Origin of the sequence: Arthrobacter luteolus NBRC 107841, assembly GCF_001552075.1 — a bacterium.
GTDB classification, from domain to species: Bacteria; Actinomycetota; Actinomycetes; order Actinomycetales; family Micrococcaceae; genus Arthrobacter_B; species Arthrobacter_B luteolus.
In genome coordinates this window covers 190,684-208,678 of sequence record NZ_BCQM01000002.1, presented here as the reverse complement: position 1 = coordinate 208,678, position 17,995 = coordinate 190,684, and the positions used below count along the sequence as shown (strand labels likewise).

14 protein-coding genes and 1 riboswitch are annotated in these 17,995 nt (G+C 66.2%); of the genes, 4 read left to right on the top strand and 10 right to left on the bottom strand.

From position 1 onward, the window contains the following. Position 1 precedes the first annotated feature (1 nt). The 6 genes from alaS to AL3_RS04955 form a co-directional block, all read right to left on the bottom strand. Positions 2-2,695: an alanine--tRNA ligase gene (gene alaS, locus AL3_RS04980; protein WP_066297534.1), complete on the bottom strand. Its 2,694-nt coding sequence runs from the start codon at positions 2,693-2,695 to the stop codon at positions 2-4. A 61-nt stretch (positions 2,696-2,756) separates the two neighbouring features. Beyond that, a complete protein-coding gene (locus tag AL3_RS04975; protein ID WP_306303023.1) occupies positions 2,757-3,011 on the bottom strand; it encodes a hypothetical protein in 255 nt (84 codons plus the stop codon). 31 nt (positions 3,012-3,042) lie between these two features. Beyond that, on the bottom strand, positions 3,043-3,417 hold the full coding sequence (locus AL3_RS04970; protein ID WP_066297533.1) for a DUF948 domain-containing protein: 375 nt from the start codon (positions 3,415-3,417) through the stop codon (positions 3,043-3,045). 199 nt (positions 3,418-3,616) lie between these two features. Then, positions 3,617-4,243 carry a 30S ribosomal protein S4 gene (gene rpsD / locus AL3_RS04965; protein ID WP_055242205.1) on the bottom strand — a complete coding sequence of 209 codons (627 nt, stop codon included), beginning with the start codon at positions 4,241-4,243 and terminating at the stop codon, positions 3,617-3,619. Between the two features lie 280 nt (positions 4,244-4,523). Further along, positions 4,524-5,927: a replication-associated recombination protein A gene (locus tag AL3_RS04960; RefSeq protein ID WP_066297530.1), complete on the bottom strand. Its 1,404-nt coding sequence runs from the start codon at positions 5,925-5,927 to the stop codon at positions 4,524-4,526. Positions 5,928-6,033: 106 nt separating this feature from the next. Then, positions 6,034-6,870: a PhzF family phenazine biosynthesis protein gene (locus tag AL3_RS04955; RefSeq protein WP_066297528.1), complete on the bottom strand. Its 837-nt coding sequence runs from the start codon at positions 6,868-6,870 to the stop codon at positions 6,034-6,036. Between the two features lie 127 nt (positions 6,871-6,997). Continuing rightward, positions 6,998-7,117, top strand: a riboswitch (SAM riboswitch). 48 nt (positions 7,118-7,165) lie between these two features. Here AL3_RS04955 and AL3_RS04950 point away from each other — a divergent pair. Continuing rightward, a complete protein-coding gene (locus tag AL3_RS04950) occupies positions 7,166-7,669 on the top strand; it encodes a flavin reductase family protein (protein WP_066297527.1) in 504 nt (167 codons plus the stop codon). Positions 7,670-7,790: 121 nt separating this feature from the next. Here AL3_RS04950 and AL3_RS04945 read toward each other — a convergent pair whose 3' ends face one another. After that, complete coding sequence (locus tag AL3_RS04945; protein ID WP_066297523.1) at positions 7,791-11,051, bottom strand: M66 family metalloprotease; 3,261 nt, start codon at positions 11,049-11,051, stop codon at positions 7,791-7,793. Between the two features lie 264 nt (positions 11,052-11,315). Between AL3_RS04945 and AL3_RS04940 the strand changes: the two genes are divergently transcribed. Continuing rightward, positions 11,316-12,179, top strand: coding sequence for a PhzF family phenazine biosynthesis protein (locus tag AL3_RS04940; protein WP_246168573.1), 864 nt, complete (start codon positions 11,316-11,318; stop codon positions 12,177-12,179). Positions 12,180-12,249: 70 nt separating this feature from the next. Here the strand turns inward: AL3_RS04940 and aspS are convergent, their stop codons facing one another. Further along, complete coding sequence (aspS, locus tag AL3_RS04935; RefSeq protein ID WP_083521461.1) at positions 12,250-14,046, bottom strand: aspartate--tRNA ligase; 1,797 nt, start codon at positions 14,044-14,046, stop codon at positions 12,250-12,252. Between the two features lie 126 nt (positions 14,047-14,172). On the opposite strand from aspS, the gene AL3_RS04930 reads away from it, so the two are divergent. Beyond that, complete coding sequence (locus tag AL3_RS04930; protein WP_066297517.1) at positions 14,173-15,444, top strand: APC family permease; 1,272 nt, start codon at positions 14,173-14,175, stop codon at positions 15,442-15,444. Here AL3_RS04930 and AL3_RS04925 read toward each other — a convergent pair whose 3' ends face one another. Next, positions 15,445-16,488 (bottom strand): adenosine deaminase, encoded by a 1,044-nt coding sequence (locus AL3_RS04925; protein WP_066298425.1) that lies wholly within the window; start codon positions 16,486-16,488, stop codon positions 15,445-15,447. It lies immediately after the preceding gene. A 108-nt stretch (positions 16,489-16,596) separates the two neighbouring features. On the opposite strand from AL3_RS04925, the gene AL3_RS04920 reads away from it, so the two are divergent. Continuing rightward, the gene (locus AL3_RS04920; protein ID WP_066297516.1) at positions 16,597-16,848 is read left to right on the top strand and encodes a hypothetical protein; all 252 of its coding nucleotides are present in this window, start codon (positions 16,597-16,599) and stop codon (positions 16,846-16,848) included. A gap of 65 nt (positions 16,849-16,913) precedes the next feature. Here AL3_RS04920 and AL3_RS04915 read toward each other — a convergent pair whose 3' ends face one another. Then, positions 16,914-17,969 carry an NAD(P)H-dependent flavin oxidoreductase gene (locus tag AL3_RS04915; RefSeq protein WP_066297514.1) on the bottom strand — a complete coding sequence of 352 codons (1,056 nt, stop codon included), beginning with the start codon at positions 17,967-17,969 and terminating at the stop codon, positions 16,914-16,916. Positions 17,970-17,995: the final 26 nt, after the last annotated feature.

The window sequence follows — 17,995 nt, the reverse complement described above, 5'->3', positions numbered from 1 at the left end:
GCTAGCCCCGGTTCGCCACCGCGGCGCGGATGGCAGTCAGGGCTTCGGACACCTTTGAGGCGTCGGTTCCGCCGCCCTGGGCGACGTCGTCCTTGCCTCCGCCGCCGCCGCCGAGGACACCGGCAGCGGTCTTCACCAGCGCACCGGCCTTCACACCCGCGGCACGCGCGGCTTCGTTGGTGGCCACGATGACCACGGGCCGGCCGTTGGCAGCACCGGCGGCGGCAACCACAGCGGCTTCGCTGCCGAGCCGGGACCGCAGGTCCAGCGCCAGCGTCCGCAGGTCGTCGGCACCGGAGACGGTGCCGGCGTCGTGCGCCAGGAGACGGACGCCGTCAATGTCGACGGCGGTGCCCACCAGGGCTGCGGCCGAGGCAGCCAGCTGCTCGCGGCGCAGGCGCTCCAGCTCCTTCTCCACCTGCTTGAGCTTGGCCAGGGTCGCGGCCACCCGCTCCGGCAGCTGCACCGAGGGAACCTTCAGCAGATCGGAGAGCTCGTTCACGAGGGCGCGCTCAGCGGCGAGGTGCCGGAAGGCGTCCATACCAACGAAGGCTTCCACCCGGCGGTTTCCGGACCCGACCGACTGTTCGCCGAGCAGGGTCAGGCTGCCGATCCGGGAAGTCGACTCCACATGCGTACCGCCGCAGAGTTCACGGGACCAGTCGCCGTCGATCTCCACCACGCGGACGTTGTCCCCATAGGCTTCACCGAACAGCGCCATGGCACCGAGGGCCTTGGCTTCTGCCAGCGGCATGACCTTGGTTTCGACCTTGTGGTTGTTGCGGATCGCCAGGTTGGAGACCTCTTCGATTTCCGACTTCGCGGCATCGGACAGGCCTTCGCCCCAGGAGAAGTCGAAGCGCAGGTAGCCGGCCTTGTTGAAGGAGCCGCGCTGCAGGGCCTCCGGGCCGAGGATCTGGTGCAGGGCGGCATGCACGATGTGCGTGCCGGAGTGCGCCTGCTCAGCGGCGTGCCGCTGCTCGGCGTCGACTGCGGCCAGGGCCAGGGCGCCGGCAGAGATTTCGCCTTCCCGCACGATCGCCTTGTGCACGGTCAGGCCCTTGACGGGGCGCTGGACGTCGGAGACCTCAAGCACAAAGCCGTCACCGGTGATGAGCCCGACGTCGGCTGCCTGGCCGCCAGCCTCGGCGTAGAACGGTGTTTCGTTCAGCACCAGCTGGATTTCGGAGCCCGGGCCGGCGTGGGAGACGGATTCCCCGTTGGCGATGATGCCGCGGACGGCGGATTCGGTGGTCAGCTCGTCGTAGCCGGTGAAGACGGTCTGTCCGGCACGGAGGAGTTCGTTGAAGACCGAAACATCGGAGTGGCCGTGCTTCTTGCCCCGGGCGTCGGCCTGGGCGCGCTGGCGCTGTTCCTGCATCAGGGAGCGGAACCCGGCCTCATCCACCTTGAGCCCGGCCTCTTCTGCCATTTCCAGGGTCAGGTCGATCGGGAAGCCGTAGGTGTCGTGGAGCGCGAAGGCATCCTCGCCGGAGAGCGGACGGCCGGCTGCCTTGGACTCCTGCACAGCGGCGTCGAGCCGCTCGGTGCCGGAGGCGATGGTGCGCAGGAACGCCTTTTCCTCGGCGTAGGCGATGCGGGAGATCCGGGCGAAGTCGGTTTCAACCTCGGGGTAGGTTCCCTTCATCGCGTCCCGGGATACCGGCAGCAGCTCCGGCAGCACAGCGGTTTCGACGCCGAGCAGGCGCATGGCCCGCACGGCACGGCGGATCAGGCGGCGCAGCACGTAGCCGCGGCCTTCGTTGGAGGGGGTCACGCCGTCGGAAATCAGCATCAGGGCGGAGCGGATGTGGTCGCCGACAACACGCATCCGGACGTCGTCAGTGTGGTGCGGGTCCGACGGGTCTTCGGCGGAGGTGTACTCCTTGCCGGCGAGCTCTGCGGCCTTGTCCAGCACCGGACGGACCTGATCGGTCTCGTACATGTTTTCCACGCCCTGCAGGATCATCGCAAGGCGTTCCAGGCCGAGGCCGGTGTCTATGTTCTTCTGCGGCAGTTCGCCGGCAACATCGAAGTCGGTCTTGGAGCGGACGGCGGAGAGCTGGTACTGCATAAAGACGAGGTTCCAGATTTCGATGTACCGGGTCTCGTCGACGGCCGGGCCGCCTTCCTGGCCGTAGGCCGGACCGCGGTCATAGTAGATCTCGGAGCAGGGCCCGCCCGGACCGGCCTGGCCGGTGGTCCAGTAGTTGTCTTCCTTGCCGGTGCCGATGATCCGCTCGTTCGGCACACCAATCTTGTCCCGCCAGATGGCGCGGGCCTCGTCGTCGCGCTCGTCGCCGTCCTGGTAGACGGTGACCCAGAGACGTTCGGGATCCAGCCCGTAACCGCCGTCTTCCACCGGGCTGGTGAGCAGCTCCCAGGCGAAGGTGATGGCCTCTTCCTTGAAGTAATCACCGAAGGAGAAGTTTCCGGCCATCTGGAAGAAGGTGCCGTGGCGGGCAGTCTTGCCGACCTCTTCGATATCGGCGGTGCGGATGCACTTCTGGACGCTGGTCGCCCGGTTGTACGGCGGCGTCTCCCGTGCGGTCAGGTACGGGATGAAGGGCACCATGCCGGCGACCGTGAAAAGCAGCGACGGGTCATTGGAAACGAGCGACGCGGAGGGAACGACCGTGTGGCCCTTCCGGCTGAAGAAATCCAGCCAGCGGCGTGCAATCTCGTGGGACTTCATGGTGTTTCTTACCCTTCTGGTAAATCAGGCACGCGCAGGGCAGCTGCACGCGGGAGGAAAATCAGCGGCGCGCAGCTGACATGGTGTCGGCGACGGTGTCAGTGGTTTCCAGCCCCAGGGCTGAGCGGAGCTCGCCCTCCCGCTGGTTCATGGCGTCGCGGAACGCGTCGGTGAAGTGGTGCACGGCGTCGGTGGCGCTGCCGACGGCCCGGTTAAGCCCGGCGGGACCGAGCGTTTCCCTGGCGTCTGAAAGACGGCGGACGGCGATGACGCCGATCGTGATGCCGATCGACATCCAAAACACACGCTTAATCATGGCTGCTCCTGTGGTGGTGTGGCGGTCGGGCCTAGCGGCTGCGTCGTCCGCGGCCGGCGGGCCGGCGGGCAGCCAGTGCGGTACGTACACCGTAGGTGAAAGCGGAGACCTTGATCAGCGGGGAGCCGACGGTAGCCGCGATCAGCGACGTCAGGGCCGAGACGTTCGCGGACGCGTCGGAGACATTCGAGGAAATGCCGTCCACCTTCTGCAGCTGCAGGTTGGTGGTGGAAACAGTGGTGGTCACTTCGTCAATCAACGGAGTGGTTTCGTCGCTGAGGGTCTTAATGGATCCGCGAAGTTCATCGAAGACCTTTCCCAGTTTGATGATGGGTACGGCCAGCAGCGCAACCAGCACGGCAAACACACCGGCTGCGATCAGACCGGCGATATCTCCACCTGACATGGTTCTCCTTGGGATCGGTTCGAAGACATTTCCGCTATGTACCTTACCCATTCGCGGGCCGGGACACTCACTTGAACACTGCGGGACTGCGGTTGCATCCAGCCCGGTGTGGCTGTACCAAACGAAACAGCCCGCGGCACGGGGCCACGGGCTGTTCCGGTTTCGCCTTGTGTTCCCGGGAACCGGGAAGACAGTCGAATTAGCGTGCGTAGTATTCCACCACGAGCTGCTCTTCGCAGGTCACGGGGACTTCCGAGCGCTTCGGGCGGCGAACCAGGCGGGCCTGCAGCTTGTCCAGGGAGACATCCAGGTAACCCGGAACAGCGGGCAGGACGTCGCGGTGGGCGCCGGCAGCGGCAACCTGGAACGGCGTCATGGTCTCGCTGCGCTGGTGCACATGGATGAGCTGGCCTTCGGACACGCGGAACGACGGGCGGTCCACGCGGGCGCCGTCAACCATGATGTGGCGGTGCACAACAAGCTGGCGGGCCTGGGCGATCGTCCGGGCGAAGCCGGCACGCAGCACGAGGGCGTCAAGACGCATCTCGAGAAGCTCGATCAGGTTTTCACCGGTCAGGCCGGCGGTGCGGCGGGCTTCTTCGAAGACACGGGTCATCTGTGCTTCGCGGATGCCGTACTGTGCACGCAGGCGCTGCTTTTCACGCAGACGTACTGCGTAGTCGCTGTCCTGCTTGCGGCGGGCGCGGCCGTGCTCACCCGGGGGGTAAGGCCGACGCTCGAAGTACTTTGCTGCCTTGGGGGTCAAAGCAATGCCGAGGGCGCGCGAAGCGCGGGCCTGACGGCGTGCACGTGTTGAATTAGCCACGTTCACCTTTCACTGTTTTGGCGGTTTCGCTGCGTCTGCGCCGGGACAAGCCCACCGTTTCCGCAGCTAATACGTAGTCACTGGCCTCCATTAGGGAGAGCTCCGGCCAACCGCTGCCTTCCGCTGCAACGCTGCTGCCATGACACGCCTCTGCCCTGCCGGGGTGAACCCGGCTGAATCAGAATTGGAATGTCCGGCAGAGCGCTTGCCAGTCAACCATCAATCCTAGCATGGGCCGGCCCGAGGCCGCGGCGCCAGGATGCCGGCTGCCTGCCGGGCGTCACTGCCCCCGGATGATCCCCCGCAGGCGCTCCAGCCGCGCAGAAATATCCCGTTCCGCACCGTTGGCGGTGGGCTTGTAGTAGTCCTTGCCCACCAGGTCATCGGGGGCATACTGCTGCTTGGCGACCCCGTGCGGTTCGTCGTGGGAGTAGATGTAGCCCTTGCCGTGGCCCAGCTGTTTCGCCCCGGGATAGTGGGCGTCCCGCAGGTGGGAAGGCACTCCGGTGCCGTAACCGGCACGCACATCCGCTGTCGCAGCGCCGATCGCCTTGTACGCGGCATTGGATTTCGGTGCTGTCGCAATATGGACAACGGCCTCGGCCAGGATCAACCGGCCCTCCGGCATACCGATCATCTGGACCGCCTGTGCCGCGGCAACAGCGGTCTGCAGCGCCGTCGGGTCTGCCATACCCACGTCCTCGGCAGCGGAAATCATCAGGCGCCGGGAGATAAAGCGCGGGTCCTCCCCCGCTTCGAGCATCTTGGCCAGGTAATGCAGGGCGGCATCAACGTCGGATCCCCGCAGCGACTTGATGAACGCACTGGTGACGTCGTAGTGCTGGTCCCCCGCCCGGTCATAGCGCAGGGCGGCCACGTCCAGTGCCTGCTCGGCGTGGGAGAGCAGGACGGTCGGCACCTCTTCGTCCGGATCACGTTCGGAATAGGCAACACCGGCAGCGGCTTCCAGCGCGGTCAGCCCCCGGCGGGCGTCACCGGCGGCCAGGCGGACCAGGTGCTCGAGTGCTTCATCATGAAGCTGAATCCGCCCGGCGAGGCCACGCTCATCGGCCACGGCGCGGAGCAGGAGGCTGGAGATATCAGCCTCGGTCAACGGCTTCAGTGTCAGGAGCAGTGACCGGGAAAGCAGGGGCGAGACGACGGAGAAGGAAGGATTTTCGGTGGTCGCCGCAATCAGCACCACCCAGCGGTTCTCCACCCCGGGAAGCAGTGCGTCCTGCTGGGCCTTGTTGAACCGGTGGATTTCGTCCAGGAAAAGCACCGTGGTGACACCGTGCAGGTCCCTGGCCGTCAGTGCTTCATCCATCACGCGCCGGACGTCCTTTACCCCGGAGGTGATGGCGGACAGTTCAACGAACTTCCGTCCCGGACCACGGGCGACAACGTGGGCAAGGGTGGTTTTGCCGGTGCCGGGAGGCCCCCAGAGCATCACCGAGGACGGGCCGGCAGGCCCGCCCTGGGGGGCTTCGGCGAGGGTCCGCAGCGGGGAACCCGGTGCCAGCAGGTGCTGCTGTCCCACCACCTCGTCGACGCTGCGCGGACGCATGCGGACCGCCAGGGGGCTGCGCGGGCGCTGGCGGGCACCGCCGTCGGCGTCCGGCTCCCCCGAACCGCCGCTGTCTTCGGGGTCCAGGTCCTCATCGCTGCTGAACAAGTCACTCACATCCCAAGGCTACCCGCGCGCTCTCCCTCTCTGCGGACCAGCGGTCCCCGGCGGATGCAGTCCCAGGCGGCCAGCGGAGTTCAGGGACTGGAAGGAAACCCGCGGGTTAGAGCGAAACCGAACCGTCGATGCAGGTTACGGACTCTCCACCCACCCAGATGCGGCCCTCCCGCATAAAGACCCGGACCAGGCCGGAACGGTGCACTGCGGTGCCCTGCGTAACCGTGTAGCGTTCCCCGGCCAGGCCTTCACCGATCAGCCACTGGGCCAGGCCGGCGTTCAGGCTGCCGGTTACCGGGTCCTCGGAGACGCCAAGGCCGGGGGCGAAGGCGCGCACCTCGAAGTCGGTTTCAGCGGTTTCGGGCTGCGGGCCGATCACACCGACCCGCAGGTTGCCGAGCGCGGCGTGGTCCGGGCGCAGCGAAAGCACTGTCTCCGCGTCGGGCAGCAGCAGCCCCAGCCACCCCGGGCCGTTGTCCACCCACTGGTGGCCGTCCACCTGGTTCGGGGTGAGCCCCAGTGCAGCGGTGACCCGGGCAAGGATGTCCTCCTCCACGGGCCCGGTCCGGATGAGCCTCGGCGCAGCGAACGCGGCCAGCCCGGCATTGACCCGCAGCGGCACCAGGCCGATTCCGCACTCCTGGATCACCAGCCCCGGCCGTACCGGGGTATTCCCGGCCTCGGTCCACGCATGGCAGGTGCCGAGTGTTGGATGGCCCGCGAACGGAATCTCTCCCCCCGGCGTGAAGATCCGGACCCGGTAGTCGGCTTCCTCCTGCGTGGCCGGGAGCACGAACGTCGTCTCCGAGAGATTTGTCCAGCGCGCGAACTGGAGCATGGCTTCATCGTCAAGGCCGTCCCCGTCCAGCACCACCGCCAGCGGATTGCCCTGAAAGGGGCGGCTGCCAAAGACGTCTACCTGCTTGAACCAGCGTTGTCTCATGCGGACACTTTAGTGGCTCCCCCGGCAGCAGGCTGGCAGCCCGGCGGTTACGAAGTGTTGCGGATCCGCCACTGCGTGTGACACGGGTTTGCGCCCGCCCCTGCCCCGCCCCTAGATTGATGGGCAGAATCAAGAGTTCCAGCCACAGGCCCTGGCCGGTTGGACGGCAACCCTCTCGCCATAGCGGGGTGCTCCAGGTGACGATTCGGCCGTCCCGGTGGATCTCCCGGTGCGGCAAGTACAGCGTCCCCGTGCTGCCTTCCGGGCAGCGGGCGCATCAGGCAGAGGAAGTCCCATGGCCCTTGAAACCGATCTGCAGCCCACTGCCCTCCGCCGCGCGTTTGGCCGTTTCCCTTCCGGAATCGCGGCCCTGTGCGCCGATATTGACGGCGCACCGCAGGGCATCGTCGCGTCGTCCTTCACCGTGGGGGTCTCCATGGAGCCGCCGCTGGTGATGTTCGCGGTCCAGAACACCTCGCGGACCTGGCCGGTGCTGCGCGCCGCGCAGCGGATCGGTGTGTCCGTCCTCGGGACAGGGCACGACGGCGTCTGCCGCCAGATTGCCTCCCGCGACGGCGACCGGTTCGCCGGCCTCGAACTGCACGAAGCTGAGGGCGCACTGTTCCTGGACGAAGCCGCCCTGTGGCTCGACTGCTCGATCGAAAATGAGGTGCCGGCCGGAGACCACGCCGTGGTGCTCCTGCGGGTCCACGGCTATTCCACCCACGAGGACGCCCATGAACCGCTGGTGTTCCACGGTTCAGCGTTCCGTAATCTGGCGGTTCCTGAGTTCGCCTGACCGGGACAGGCAGCCGCCGGACTCAGTACCAAGGAAAAGGGTGCACACCCCGGGCTGAAATGGCCCGGGGTGTGCACCCTTTCCGGTGCTGGATCCCTGCTGCTAAATCCCTGCTGCCGAGCTACGCGTCCAGTCCAAGGCTGAACAGCGTCGCGATGCTGCCGGCTTTCAGGCTGGCCATCCCCGGGTTGGCGGATGTTGTGAGTCCGGTCCAGATCTGGTTCGCTCCGGCGTTCTTCGAATACATCCCCACGATTCCCTCGTCCCGGTAGAAGTCGAGGTAACTCGAAACCGCGCTCTTGAGATGTCCGTCTGCTTCGGGGAGCCACTCCTGGTTTGCTTCGCCGGCAGAGCAGGCAGCGACCTTGGCCGGGGTGCCGGGCACCAGGCACATATCGGGCCGTGCTTCGCTGTGGACCGCCCCGCGGGTATCCATAAACCAGCGCTGGGCCGCGGTGTCAGCGCACAGTGCCTTGTTTTTCGGGACAGTAACGCTGAGGTTTCCGCCCAGCACCAGGCAGTGGCCGTTGTTGACGAGCAGCCGGCTTCCAGCCGGCAGTATCCGGGTGGAACTTTCCGTGAAGCCGTTTGAGGACATCAGGGCGGCGAGTTCCGCCGTGGTTGCCGCGTCCTTCGCATCGAGCTTTGCCTGATTGTCCTGGATAAACGTGTCGATCGCGGCAGTGGCGAAATTCAGCCCGGAGAGGGTGGCAATGCTGCTGGCCTTCAGCGTTGCCATTCCCGGGTTCTGCGAGGCGGCCAGTCCCTGCCAGATCTGATTGGCTCCGGACGTCCGGCCGTACATGCCGGCGATTCCCTGGTGACGGTAGAAGTCGAGGTAGTTGGACACCGCACTCTTCAGGTGTCCGTCGGCCTCGGCGATCCACACCTGGGACGCTGCGGTCGTGGCGCACGCCGCCGTCTTCACCGGTGTACCGGGAATCAGGCACAGGTCCGGACGCTCTTCGCTGTGAACCGCCCCGCGTGCGTCCATCACCCAGCGCTGGGCGGCAGTGTCTGCACAGAGGGTTTTGTCCTGCGGGACTGTGACGCCGAGGTCCGCACCCAGCACCAGGCAATGCCCGCCGTCGACCAGCAGCCGGCCACCGGCAGGAAGCACCTGCGTGGGACTCTCCACCAGTCCGAGGGAAGACATCAGGGTGAACAGCTCCGCTGTGGCGGCCGGGTCCTGGGCGTCGAGCTTTGCCTGATTGCGCTGGATGAAAGCATCGACCGAGGCAGCTGCGGCCGACTGCTTCTGGACAGCTGCTGCCACACCCTGGGCTACCGGCGTGAGGCCGCTCAGATCGTCTTTCCAGCTCTCCAGCAGGACCGTGCCGTCCGTGTCCAGCAGCGGTACCGCCTGGTTGGCGGCGGCCTGGAGCTTCGCCTCAAGCTCCGGAAGTTCGACGGCGCGCAGGGCTTCGTAGCCTGCGTCCTGGCCAATGACGACGGCGGGCCGCAGCGGCTCCTGGTCTGAGGCGATGGTGATGGAGTTGCCAAGCTTCGTGGTTGTGCCGTTCACCCGGCAGTGGATGGAGGCACCGGTTGGTTTGTCCGCGTGGGACAGGTTGATGTTGAACTGCTTCACCCCGTTGGTGGCCAGCAGCGCGGTTTTGTCCACCCGTCCGTCCTGGAAGCTGATTTCCATCCAGCACCTGCGGGTGGAGTCCGTGGCCGTGGTGTCTGCCTGCGGGAGGTCGAAGACGTTTCCGTAGTTGCTGCGGAAGGCCGGGTAGAGCACTGTCTGCTCTGGCACTGCGGGGTTGTACCCGCCAAGCAGGGTGTACACCGGCACACCGACCTCGGAGGGCCGGGGGGCCGAGAAGGCAGGCGTCTTCACCTTTGCATCGACGTATCCGCCGGCTGCGGAATCCCAGTCGCGGTAGCCGCTCGGATAGTCCAGATCCGGCACCACCGTGCGGAAGGAACGCTGGGCAATCTCGGCGCTGTAGCCGGTGAGGTGTGTGTAACGGGAGAGGGTGCTCGAATTGCTGCCTCCGGACATGGTGTCCCGGTGGTAGTTGTAGATGCCCTGATAGTTCTGGGTGAAGTTTCCGGCGCTCAGATCGAAGCCGGCCGCGGTAAAGGCCGTGTTTGCGGAGAGGTTGGAACGCATCCGGTCCCGGTAGGCGATGTAGCCCCAGCCGCTCTCGCTGTGGTGGCTGGCGTTAATGACCCGCTCGTCGCCCTGCTTGGAGGTGTCGATGCCGGGGTAGTGCCCCAGCCCGTAGGAGTGCCCGAGTTCGTGGCTGAGTTCGTTCCCCACCGAGTCATACAGGGTCGCCATGCCGTTGCCGCCGCTGAGGCCGTGGGACTGCACCCCGTTGGCGTAGTTTCCGGCGGAGTGATGGATGATCCGCTGGTTGAAGGTGCCCGGCTGCTTTTGGTCCATCGGCCCGCTGGTGGTGCCGAAGTTCGCGAGGTTGATGCCGGTGCTCACCTGCGCCTTGCCAACGCTTTCGCGCATGTCGCCCGAGTAGACGTCGCCGTTGACGGCGCTCTTCTGGTCGTAGATCACCCCGGAGCCAACAATCACTTTGTCCAGGCGCACCGGCTCGTAGATGGCCATCGTCAGTTTGGAGACAGGAATGGTCTGGAAATAGTCGGCGCCCGATTTCTCCGGCTCGTTGAACATGTAGTGACCGTCGGTCTTGGGATAGTCGGTAAGCATGCCGAGCTGGATGGAGCTGATGATCATTTCGGCCGGGGCCGCAAATTCAATCCCGTTCCGTGCGAGGACGCCGCTGCCCGTATCCGTTGTGAACGTCAGTTCCAGGCCCGGTTTCATCCAATTCCACGGCAGCTCAGCTGTCCAGGCCGTCGAGGAATATGCGATGTCCGGCCTGTTATTGGTAATGCTCATATCTGAGCGGGGAATATCCGCCGGCGCCGCCAGCTCCAGTGTCCCCTGCGCGGTGCCGTTGACCGTAGCCGTGACACTTACGCGTGTGGCTCCGGAAAGCGGTGAGAAGAGAACCAGTGCAGCCCTTTCGGCGACCAGGGACGGCATTTTCGCCGCAGCGTTTCCCTTTGCGTTGATTGTATGGCTCTGGGCAAACTGCACCTGGCCTTCGAGATTTCCGGTGAGGTCGTTGCGGAGCTGCCGCTGCGCCCCCGACGCCGTGGTGTCGTAGAATCCCGGGATGTCCAGCGGAAGCACGGAAGACGCTGGTTCCGCTGCCAATGTCGCGGCACCGCCTTCTCCGGTCCGGGGTACCTCCGTCGTAAAGCCCGTGAGCCCCAGGACCAGGGCCGTCCCCAGCGATACGGTGGTGAGCCGGGCCGCCAGCGGGTGTTTGTGGCTGCTGCCGGATTTTTTGCCGGATTTCTTGTAGCGCTTCTTGTTGCGGTTCTTGTTGCGCGGATCTTGACGCTGCATTCGTGTTCCTCGTCGGCCTGCGGTGAATCGGCGATGTGACATATTTGTCAGGTGCTGGCAGAAAATAATCGCCTTTAAAACCCTATGGCCGTCATTCCTCCGCTGGAATAGCGAACGGCCAAACCCGCACGCGATTCCGCAAACTAATCTTCAGCCGATAAACCGCAAGCATGCTTCTTATATCCGGTGATGGAACCTGGCCAACATTGACACCGGGAAAGCCCGCCTGGGACCGGAAACGCCAGCCGCTGATAACCTGCCACAGTGAAACAGGAAATACCGCTCTCCGCAGCAGTCCCCCGGCCATTCCGGCAAGTCGATGTCTTCAGCCCGCAGCCTTTCCGCGGCATCCCGCTGGCCGTTGTCCACAACGCCGGAGGGCTGACCGATCAGCAGATGCAGCAGTTCGCCACCTGGACCAACCTGTCCGAAACCACCTTCCTTGTCCCGCCGGCCGATCCCGCCGCTGACTACGGCGTGCGGATCTACACCCCGGATGGGGAACTGCCGTTCGCCGGTCATCCCACGCTCGGCTCTGCACATGCCTGGCTCGAAGCCGGCGGCACCCCGGCCGGCGCGGGAGGTATCGTCCAGGAGTGCGCTGCCGGACTCGTCCGGCTGCAGAATCACGGGGGACGCCTCGCTTTCGCAGCGCCTCCGCTGACGAGGTACGGGCCGGTCGCGGAAACGCAGATGCAGCAGATAGCGGCTGCCCTGGATCTTCCCCGTGCAGCGCTGGTGGATGCCTCGTGGCTGGTGAACGGCCCGGAATGGATCGGCGTGCTGCTCGGATCCGCGGAGGAAGTCCTTGCCGTCCGCCCCAACTACCAGGCGATGGCGGGGCTCGAGATTGGAATCCTCGGTCCTTATTCCGGAGGCGGATCCGTGGACTTCGAGGTGCGCACGTTCATCCCCGGGGACATTCCGGTTGAGGATCCGGTCACCGGGAGCTTCAATGCGGGAGCCGCGCAGTGGCTGATCTCCTCCGGGCGGGCGCCGGAATCTTATGTGGCTTCCCAGGGAACCGTGCTGGGGCGGGCCGGCCGGGTCCATGTACGCTCCGATGGAACCGATGTCTGGGTCGGAGGCGACTGCAGGACCCGGATTTCCGGGACCGTCACCCTCTAGTTCCGGGGCTATCCGGACAGCAGAAAGCCCGGCCGTTTTTTGACGGCCGGGCTTTCAACTGCTGCTGCTGCTACTCAGCCGCGGGCTTCTCCTGCTGCTTGTCCTGCTTCTTCTCCGGCTTGAAATCGACGCCGGCTTCCTTGCGCTGCTGGGCGCTGATCGGCGCCGGAGCGGAGGTCAGCGGATCGTAGCCGCCGCCGGACTTCGGGAAGGCAATGACGTCGCGGATGGAGTCGGCACCGGCCAGCAGGGCTACCACCCGGTCCCAGCCGAAGGCGATTCCGCCGTGGGGCGGAGCACCGTACTTGAAGCCTTCGAGCAGGAAGCCGAACTGCTCCTGCGCGGTCTCCTCGGAGATGCCCATCACCTTGAAGACGCGCTCCTGGACGTCGCGCTGGTGGATACGGATGGAGCCGCCACCGATTTCGTTGCCGTTGCAGACAATGTCGTAGGCGTAGGCCAGGGCGGAGCCGGGATCCTTGTCGAAGGTGTCCATGAACTCAGGCTTCGGCGAGGTGAACGCGTGGTGCACAGCGGTCCATTCGCCTTCACCGGCAGCAACATCGCCGGCAGCGACGGCTGCGGCGGCCGGCTCGAACATCGGGGCGTCGACGATCCAGACGAAAGCCCAGTCCTTGGGATCGATCAGGCCGGTGCGGTGGCCGATTTCGACGCGGGCCGCGCCGAGCAGGGCACGTGCTTCGGAGGTCTGGCCCGCGGCGAAGAAGATGCAGTCGCCGGGCTTGGCGCCAACCTTCGCAGCGAGGTTCTCCCGCTCAAAGTCGGTCAGGTTCTTGGCGACCGGACCGGTCAGCGTGCCGTCCTCCTGGACCAGCACGTAAGCCAGGCCCTTGGCGCCGCGCTGCTTGGCCCATTCCTGCCAGGCGTCCAGCGTGCGGCGGGCCTGCGAGGCACCGCCGGGCATCACCACGGCACCGACGTACGGAGCCTGGAATACGCGGAAAGTGGTGTCCTTGAAGAACTCCGTCAGTTCGGTCAGTTCCAGGCCGAAGCGCAGGTCCGGCTTGTCCGAGCCGTAGCGGGCCATGGCATCGGCGTAGGTCATGCGGCGGATCGGCGTTTCGATTTCGACGCCGATCAGCTTCCAGAGTGCCTTGACGATTTCCTCGCCCAGGGCAATGATGTCGTTTTCCTCGACGAAGCTGGCTTCGATGTCCAGCTGGGTGAACTCCGGCTGCCGGTCGGCGCGGAAGTCCTCGTCACGGTAGCAGCGGGCAATCTGGTAGTACTTCTCGAACCCGCCGACCTGGAGCAGCTGCTTGAAGAGCTGCGGCGACTGCGGGAGGGCATACCAGGAACCGGGCGCCAGGCGGGCCGGCACCACGAAGTCGCGGGCACCTTCGGGGGTGGAACGGGTCAGGGTCGGCGTCTCGATCTCCACGAAACCTTCGCCGTGCAGCAGCTCGCGGGCAATGCGGTTGGCTTCGGAGCGCAGGCGCAGTGCCGCGGACGGAGCCGGGCGGCGCAGGTCCAGGTAGCGGTGCTTCAGGCGGGCTTCCTCGCCAACTTCCACGTGCTCGTCGATCTGGAAGGGCAGCGGATCGGAGGTGTTGAGGATAACAACCTCGTCGGCAATGACCTCAACCTCGCCGGTGGCCAGCGCAGGGTTCTCGTTGCCTTCGGGACGGCGCTCGACCTTGCCGGTGATCTGCAGGACGTACTCGTTGCGCAGGCCGTGGAAAACGTCTTCTTCCCGGACAACCACCTGGGCCACGCCGGAGGCGTCACGCAGGTCGAGGAAGGCGACGCCTCCGTGGTCGCGGCGGCGGGCAACCCAGCCGGCCAGGGTAACGGTCTGTCCAATATGCTCGGCCCTCAGGGAACCAAGGGCGTGTGTGCGCAGCACAGCAGTCCTTTCAAGTTTGATTGCTTGCGGAAACACCTGTTCCCGCCCATTGTGAGTAGAGATCTTCTTCGAGTTTACCGGTGATCCATTCTGTTCCCGGCCAAGGGCAGACTGATCGGAGGATGAGTGTCCGGCAACGCTGCCCTGAACCGGCCCCTTGGCGGCTTCGATGCGACAATGGCCGGCATCGGATCCATCGTTGGCGCCGGGGTGTTTGTGGTTTTTCCCGCTGCTGTGGCTGCGGACGGCGGCGGGCTGGCGGTGCCGCTGCTCATCGCGGCCGTCGTCGCCTATGCGTGCGGCGTGTCGATCTTCCAGGTCAGTGCCGCCCTGGATGCGGATCAAGCTAATTACGACGACGGCGGCACCCGCGCAGCGCGCCTGCTCCTCGGTCCCACGGCCGCCTTTGTCACCGGCTGGGTGTTCCTCTGTTCCCGGCTGGCGGCCTCCGCTGTTGCCGCCCTGATGCTTGGTACCTATCTGCTGCCGGATTTCGCGGTTCCGGTGGCGGTTGGCGCCGTGGTCTTGACCGCTGTGCTGAATATCTTTGGAATCACCCGCAGCGACTGGGTGTCCCGGTTTATTGTCGCGTTCGTGATTGCGGTGCTGGCCTTCGTGGCGGTGGCCGCGTTCAATTCCGGCCATCCTCCCGGGAGCGTAAAACTGGCAACACTGCCGGAGCCGGGGCTTGCCGGCATCCTGGAGTCGGCCGCACTGCTCTACTTCGCGTTCATTGGCTACGGTTATCTCGCGTCGCTGGGACCGCATGTCCGCTCCCCCGCACGCAACATTCCGCTGGCGCTGCCCGCCGCCCTCGCCGTCGTCCTGGGCCTGTATCTGCTGGTGGGGCAGTCACTGCTGAGCTATTTTGGCGCTCCGGCCCTGGCGGCGGAAGCCGCCCCGGTCCTGGGTCCGGTGTCGCAGGTCAGCGGCAGCATTGGCACCGGTGCGGTGCTGATCGCCGCGGCCGCCGCCGGGCTGGGTGCGCTCTCTGCCCTCAATGCGGGCTGCGCCCGCGTCGCCTCGGCCATGTCGGAAGAAGGCGAGCTGCCCTCGGTGTTCGGCCGGACCCGGGCTGCGCTGAAGGGGCGCCCGGAGACGCACTGGGCCGGCGTCACCGCGGGAGCCGCCGTCGTCGTTGTCCTGGTGGCGGCTTTTCCGCCCGGCACCCTGCTGGGGGTGGCAGCCTTCTTTGGCCTGCTTTACGCCGGCGCCACCGCCGTGACCGCCTTCAGCCTGCGGTCACGGCGGTGGTATACACCGCGCGTGCTGAACCTGCTGGGGCTGGCCGGTGCACTGCTGCTGGCCCTGTCCCTGCCGCTGCTGGTCATCTCCCTGGGGTTGATGGCCATTGTGGCCGGCGCCGTCGTGCGCCTGACCTTCCGGCGGGGACGGTGACTAAGCGGTCCCCTGCACCAGCAGCCAGGCCTCAAGCTCAGCCAGCAGCTCATCCTTGCGTTCAGCGGAAGCGAAGGAACCCGTGATCGAGTTGCCGGCCAGCTGGGCCAGCTGGGCGGGGTTCAGATCGAAGGTCTCGCGGAGCACGGCGAAGTTGTCGTCAACGTAGCCGCCAAAATAGGCAGGATCATCCGAATTGACGGAGACGTTCAGTCCCTGTTCCAGCAGCAGCGGCAGCGGGTGGCTTTCCAGTGCATCCACAGCCTGCAGGCGGACGTTGGACAGCGGGCAGATGGTCAGCGGAACCTGGTCCCGTTCCAGGCGTTCGACCAGAGCCGGGTCATCCATGCAGCGGATCCCGTGGTCAATCCGGTCCACGAGCAGCAGGTCCAGCGCCTGCTCGATGTAGTGCGACGGGCCTTCTTCGCCCGCGTGGGCCACCAGCTTCAGGCCGGCGGCACGTGCCTGCGCGTACAGCGGCACAAAGTTCTCCGGCGGGTTGCCCAGCTCCGCTGAATCCAGGCCGATGCCGATGATCGGGGCGTTCATGGCCAGCAGGTCGGTGAGGACCCCGGCAGCCTCTTCCGGCGAACGGTCCCGCAGGAACGCGGCGATCAGGGCCGAGGAGATGCCGAACTCCTCCTGGGACACCGCCAGGACGGAGGCAACACCGTTGATGCAGGTTTCCAGGGCGACGCCGCGGATCAGGTGCGCCTGCGGATCGACCATCATTTCCACGTGCCGGACGCCGGCAGCGGCTGCCCGGGCCAGGTACGCGCGGGTCATATCCGCGAAGTCTGCTTCGGTGCGCAGGACGTCCATATTGGCGTAGTACAGGTCCAGGAAGGACTGCAGATCGGTGAACTCGTAGCGGGCACGAAGCTCATCGAGGTCCGCATACGGCAGTTCGATGCCGTTGCGGGCAGCCAGTTCAAAGATCAGCTCCGGCTCCAGGGTTCCTTCGATGTGGAGGTGGAGTTCAGCGCAGGGCAGCTTGCTCAAGGGAGTCCTTTCAAATGATCCGGCGGCTGCGGCGTGCCGCAGCGTCCCTTTCAGCCTAAGACGCCTGCGCCGCGGAGACCATTCCAGCTGCTGGCGGTTCCTTCGGCTAAGCACTGTGCCGTGCCCGGAGCACCAGGCCATACTGGGGAAATGAGCAGCGGCCAGCAGGCAGTGAACAAACGGTGGTGGTCACGGTTGGAACCCGGCACCCGCGCGTGGTTGATGAACAACAACGGCGATGCTGTGCCCGGCGGCGTGGCAGCTGAAGTCCTGCGTGCGGGAGGACCGGCAGCCCTGCCCGCCGAGGTGCCTGCTGAGGAAGGCGGCGGCCAGGCCGGCCTGTACTACTCAGATGAAGTCATCGACTGGATCGAGGCAACCGCCAACGCTGAGGACACGTAGGGGCCCCTGTTGAGGGGACCGAGCCCGGCTGGCTGTTTTACGGCCGGGTCAGCAAAGCTGCACCCTCACGTGCCCGGCAGCCCCGCCGCGGGTGGCCGCGGCTGTTCGTCCGCCAGCCACCCGAGGATGCCGGCGGCCGGCCCGCCCGAAGCGCTGCGCCACCCGGTGCCGGCCCAGAGGTGCAGTGTGCCGCTGTCCCCCGCTTTGCCGGCGGCCTGGCGCAGGGCACGGGTGAGGTGATGGACGGCGGGGTAGGCATTCAGTGCGTGCTGCTCGTGCCGGTCAATGAAGCCGTTGCGCAGGGCCCGGGCCGGGCGGCCGGTGAAGGCACGGGTCAGGACGGTCTCGGTGTAGGCGGTATCAGCCAGTGCGGTCCGGTGCGTTGGTGAGGTGCCGGCCTCATCGGCGAGGAGCAGCAGGGTGCCCACCGCGGCCGCTTCGGCGCCGGCATCCAGGAGCCCGCGGAGAGCCTCCGGACCGTCGATGCCGCCGGAGGCGATGATCGGCAGCCTGGTTCCGGCGCGGACCGTCCGGACCAGGTCTTCGGTGCTGATCGGATCGATCCTGCGCTCCGGGGCGAACGTGGCACTGTGCCCTCCCGCGGACGGACCCTGCACCACCAGCCCGTCAACGCCGGCTGCCTCCGCCTGCTGTGCTTCGCCCGCAGTGGTCACGGAGGCGAGGATCCGGCTTCCTGCCCGCTGCAGCGCTGCGATGACAGCCGGCTCGGGCAGGGCGAAGGTCAGCGAAATCACCGGCACCGGGTCCTGGAGCAGCAGGGCCACCTTCTGGTCCCAGAAATCCTCGTCCTGCACGGGCCGCGGGTCGAGCGTCAAACCGTATCGGCCGGCGTCGGGCTGCAGCTCACGTGCGTAGCTCCGGAAAGCACCTTCATCGACGGTGGGGTCCGTTGGTACGAAGAGGTTCACCCCAAACGGATGCCCGCTGGCCTGGAGCTGTTTGATCTCCATGCCGAGGGCTTCCGGGGTTTTGTACCCTCCGGCCAGGAACGGAAAACCTCCGGCTTCCGCCACCGCGAGGGCCAGCGCCGTCGTCGTTGGGCCGCCGGCCATGGGAGCAGCGGCGATCGGCAGGCGGGACTTCAGCAGCGGTTCTTGCATATCAAAACCCTCTCACTTGAGGATCG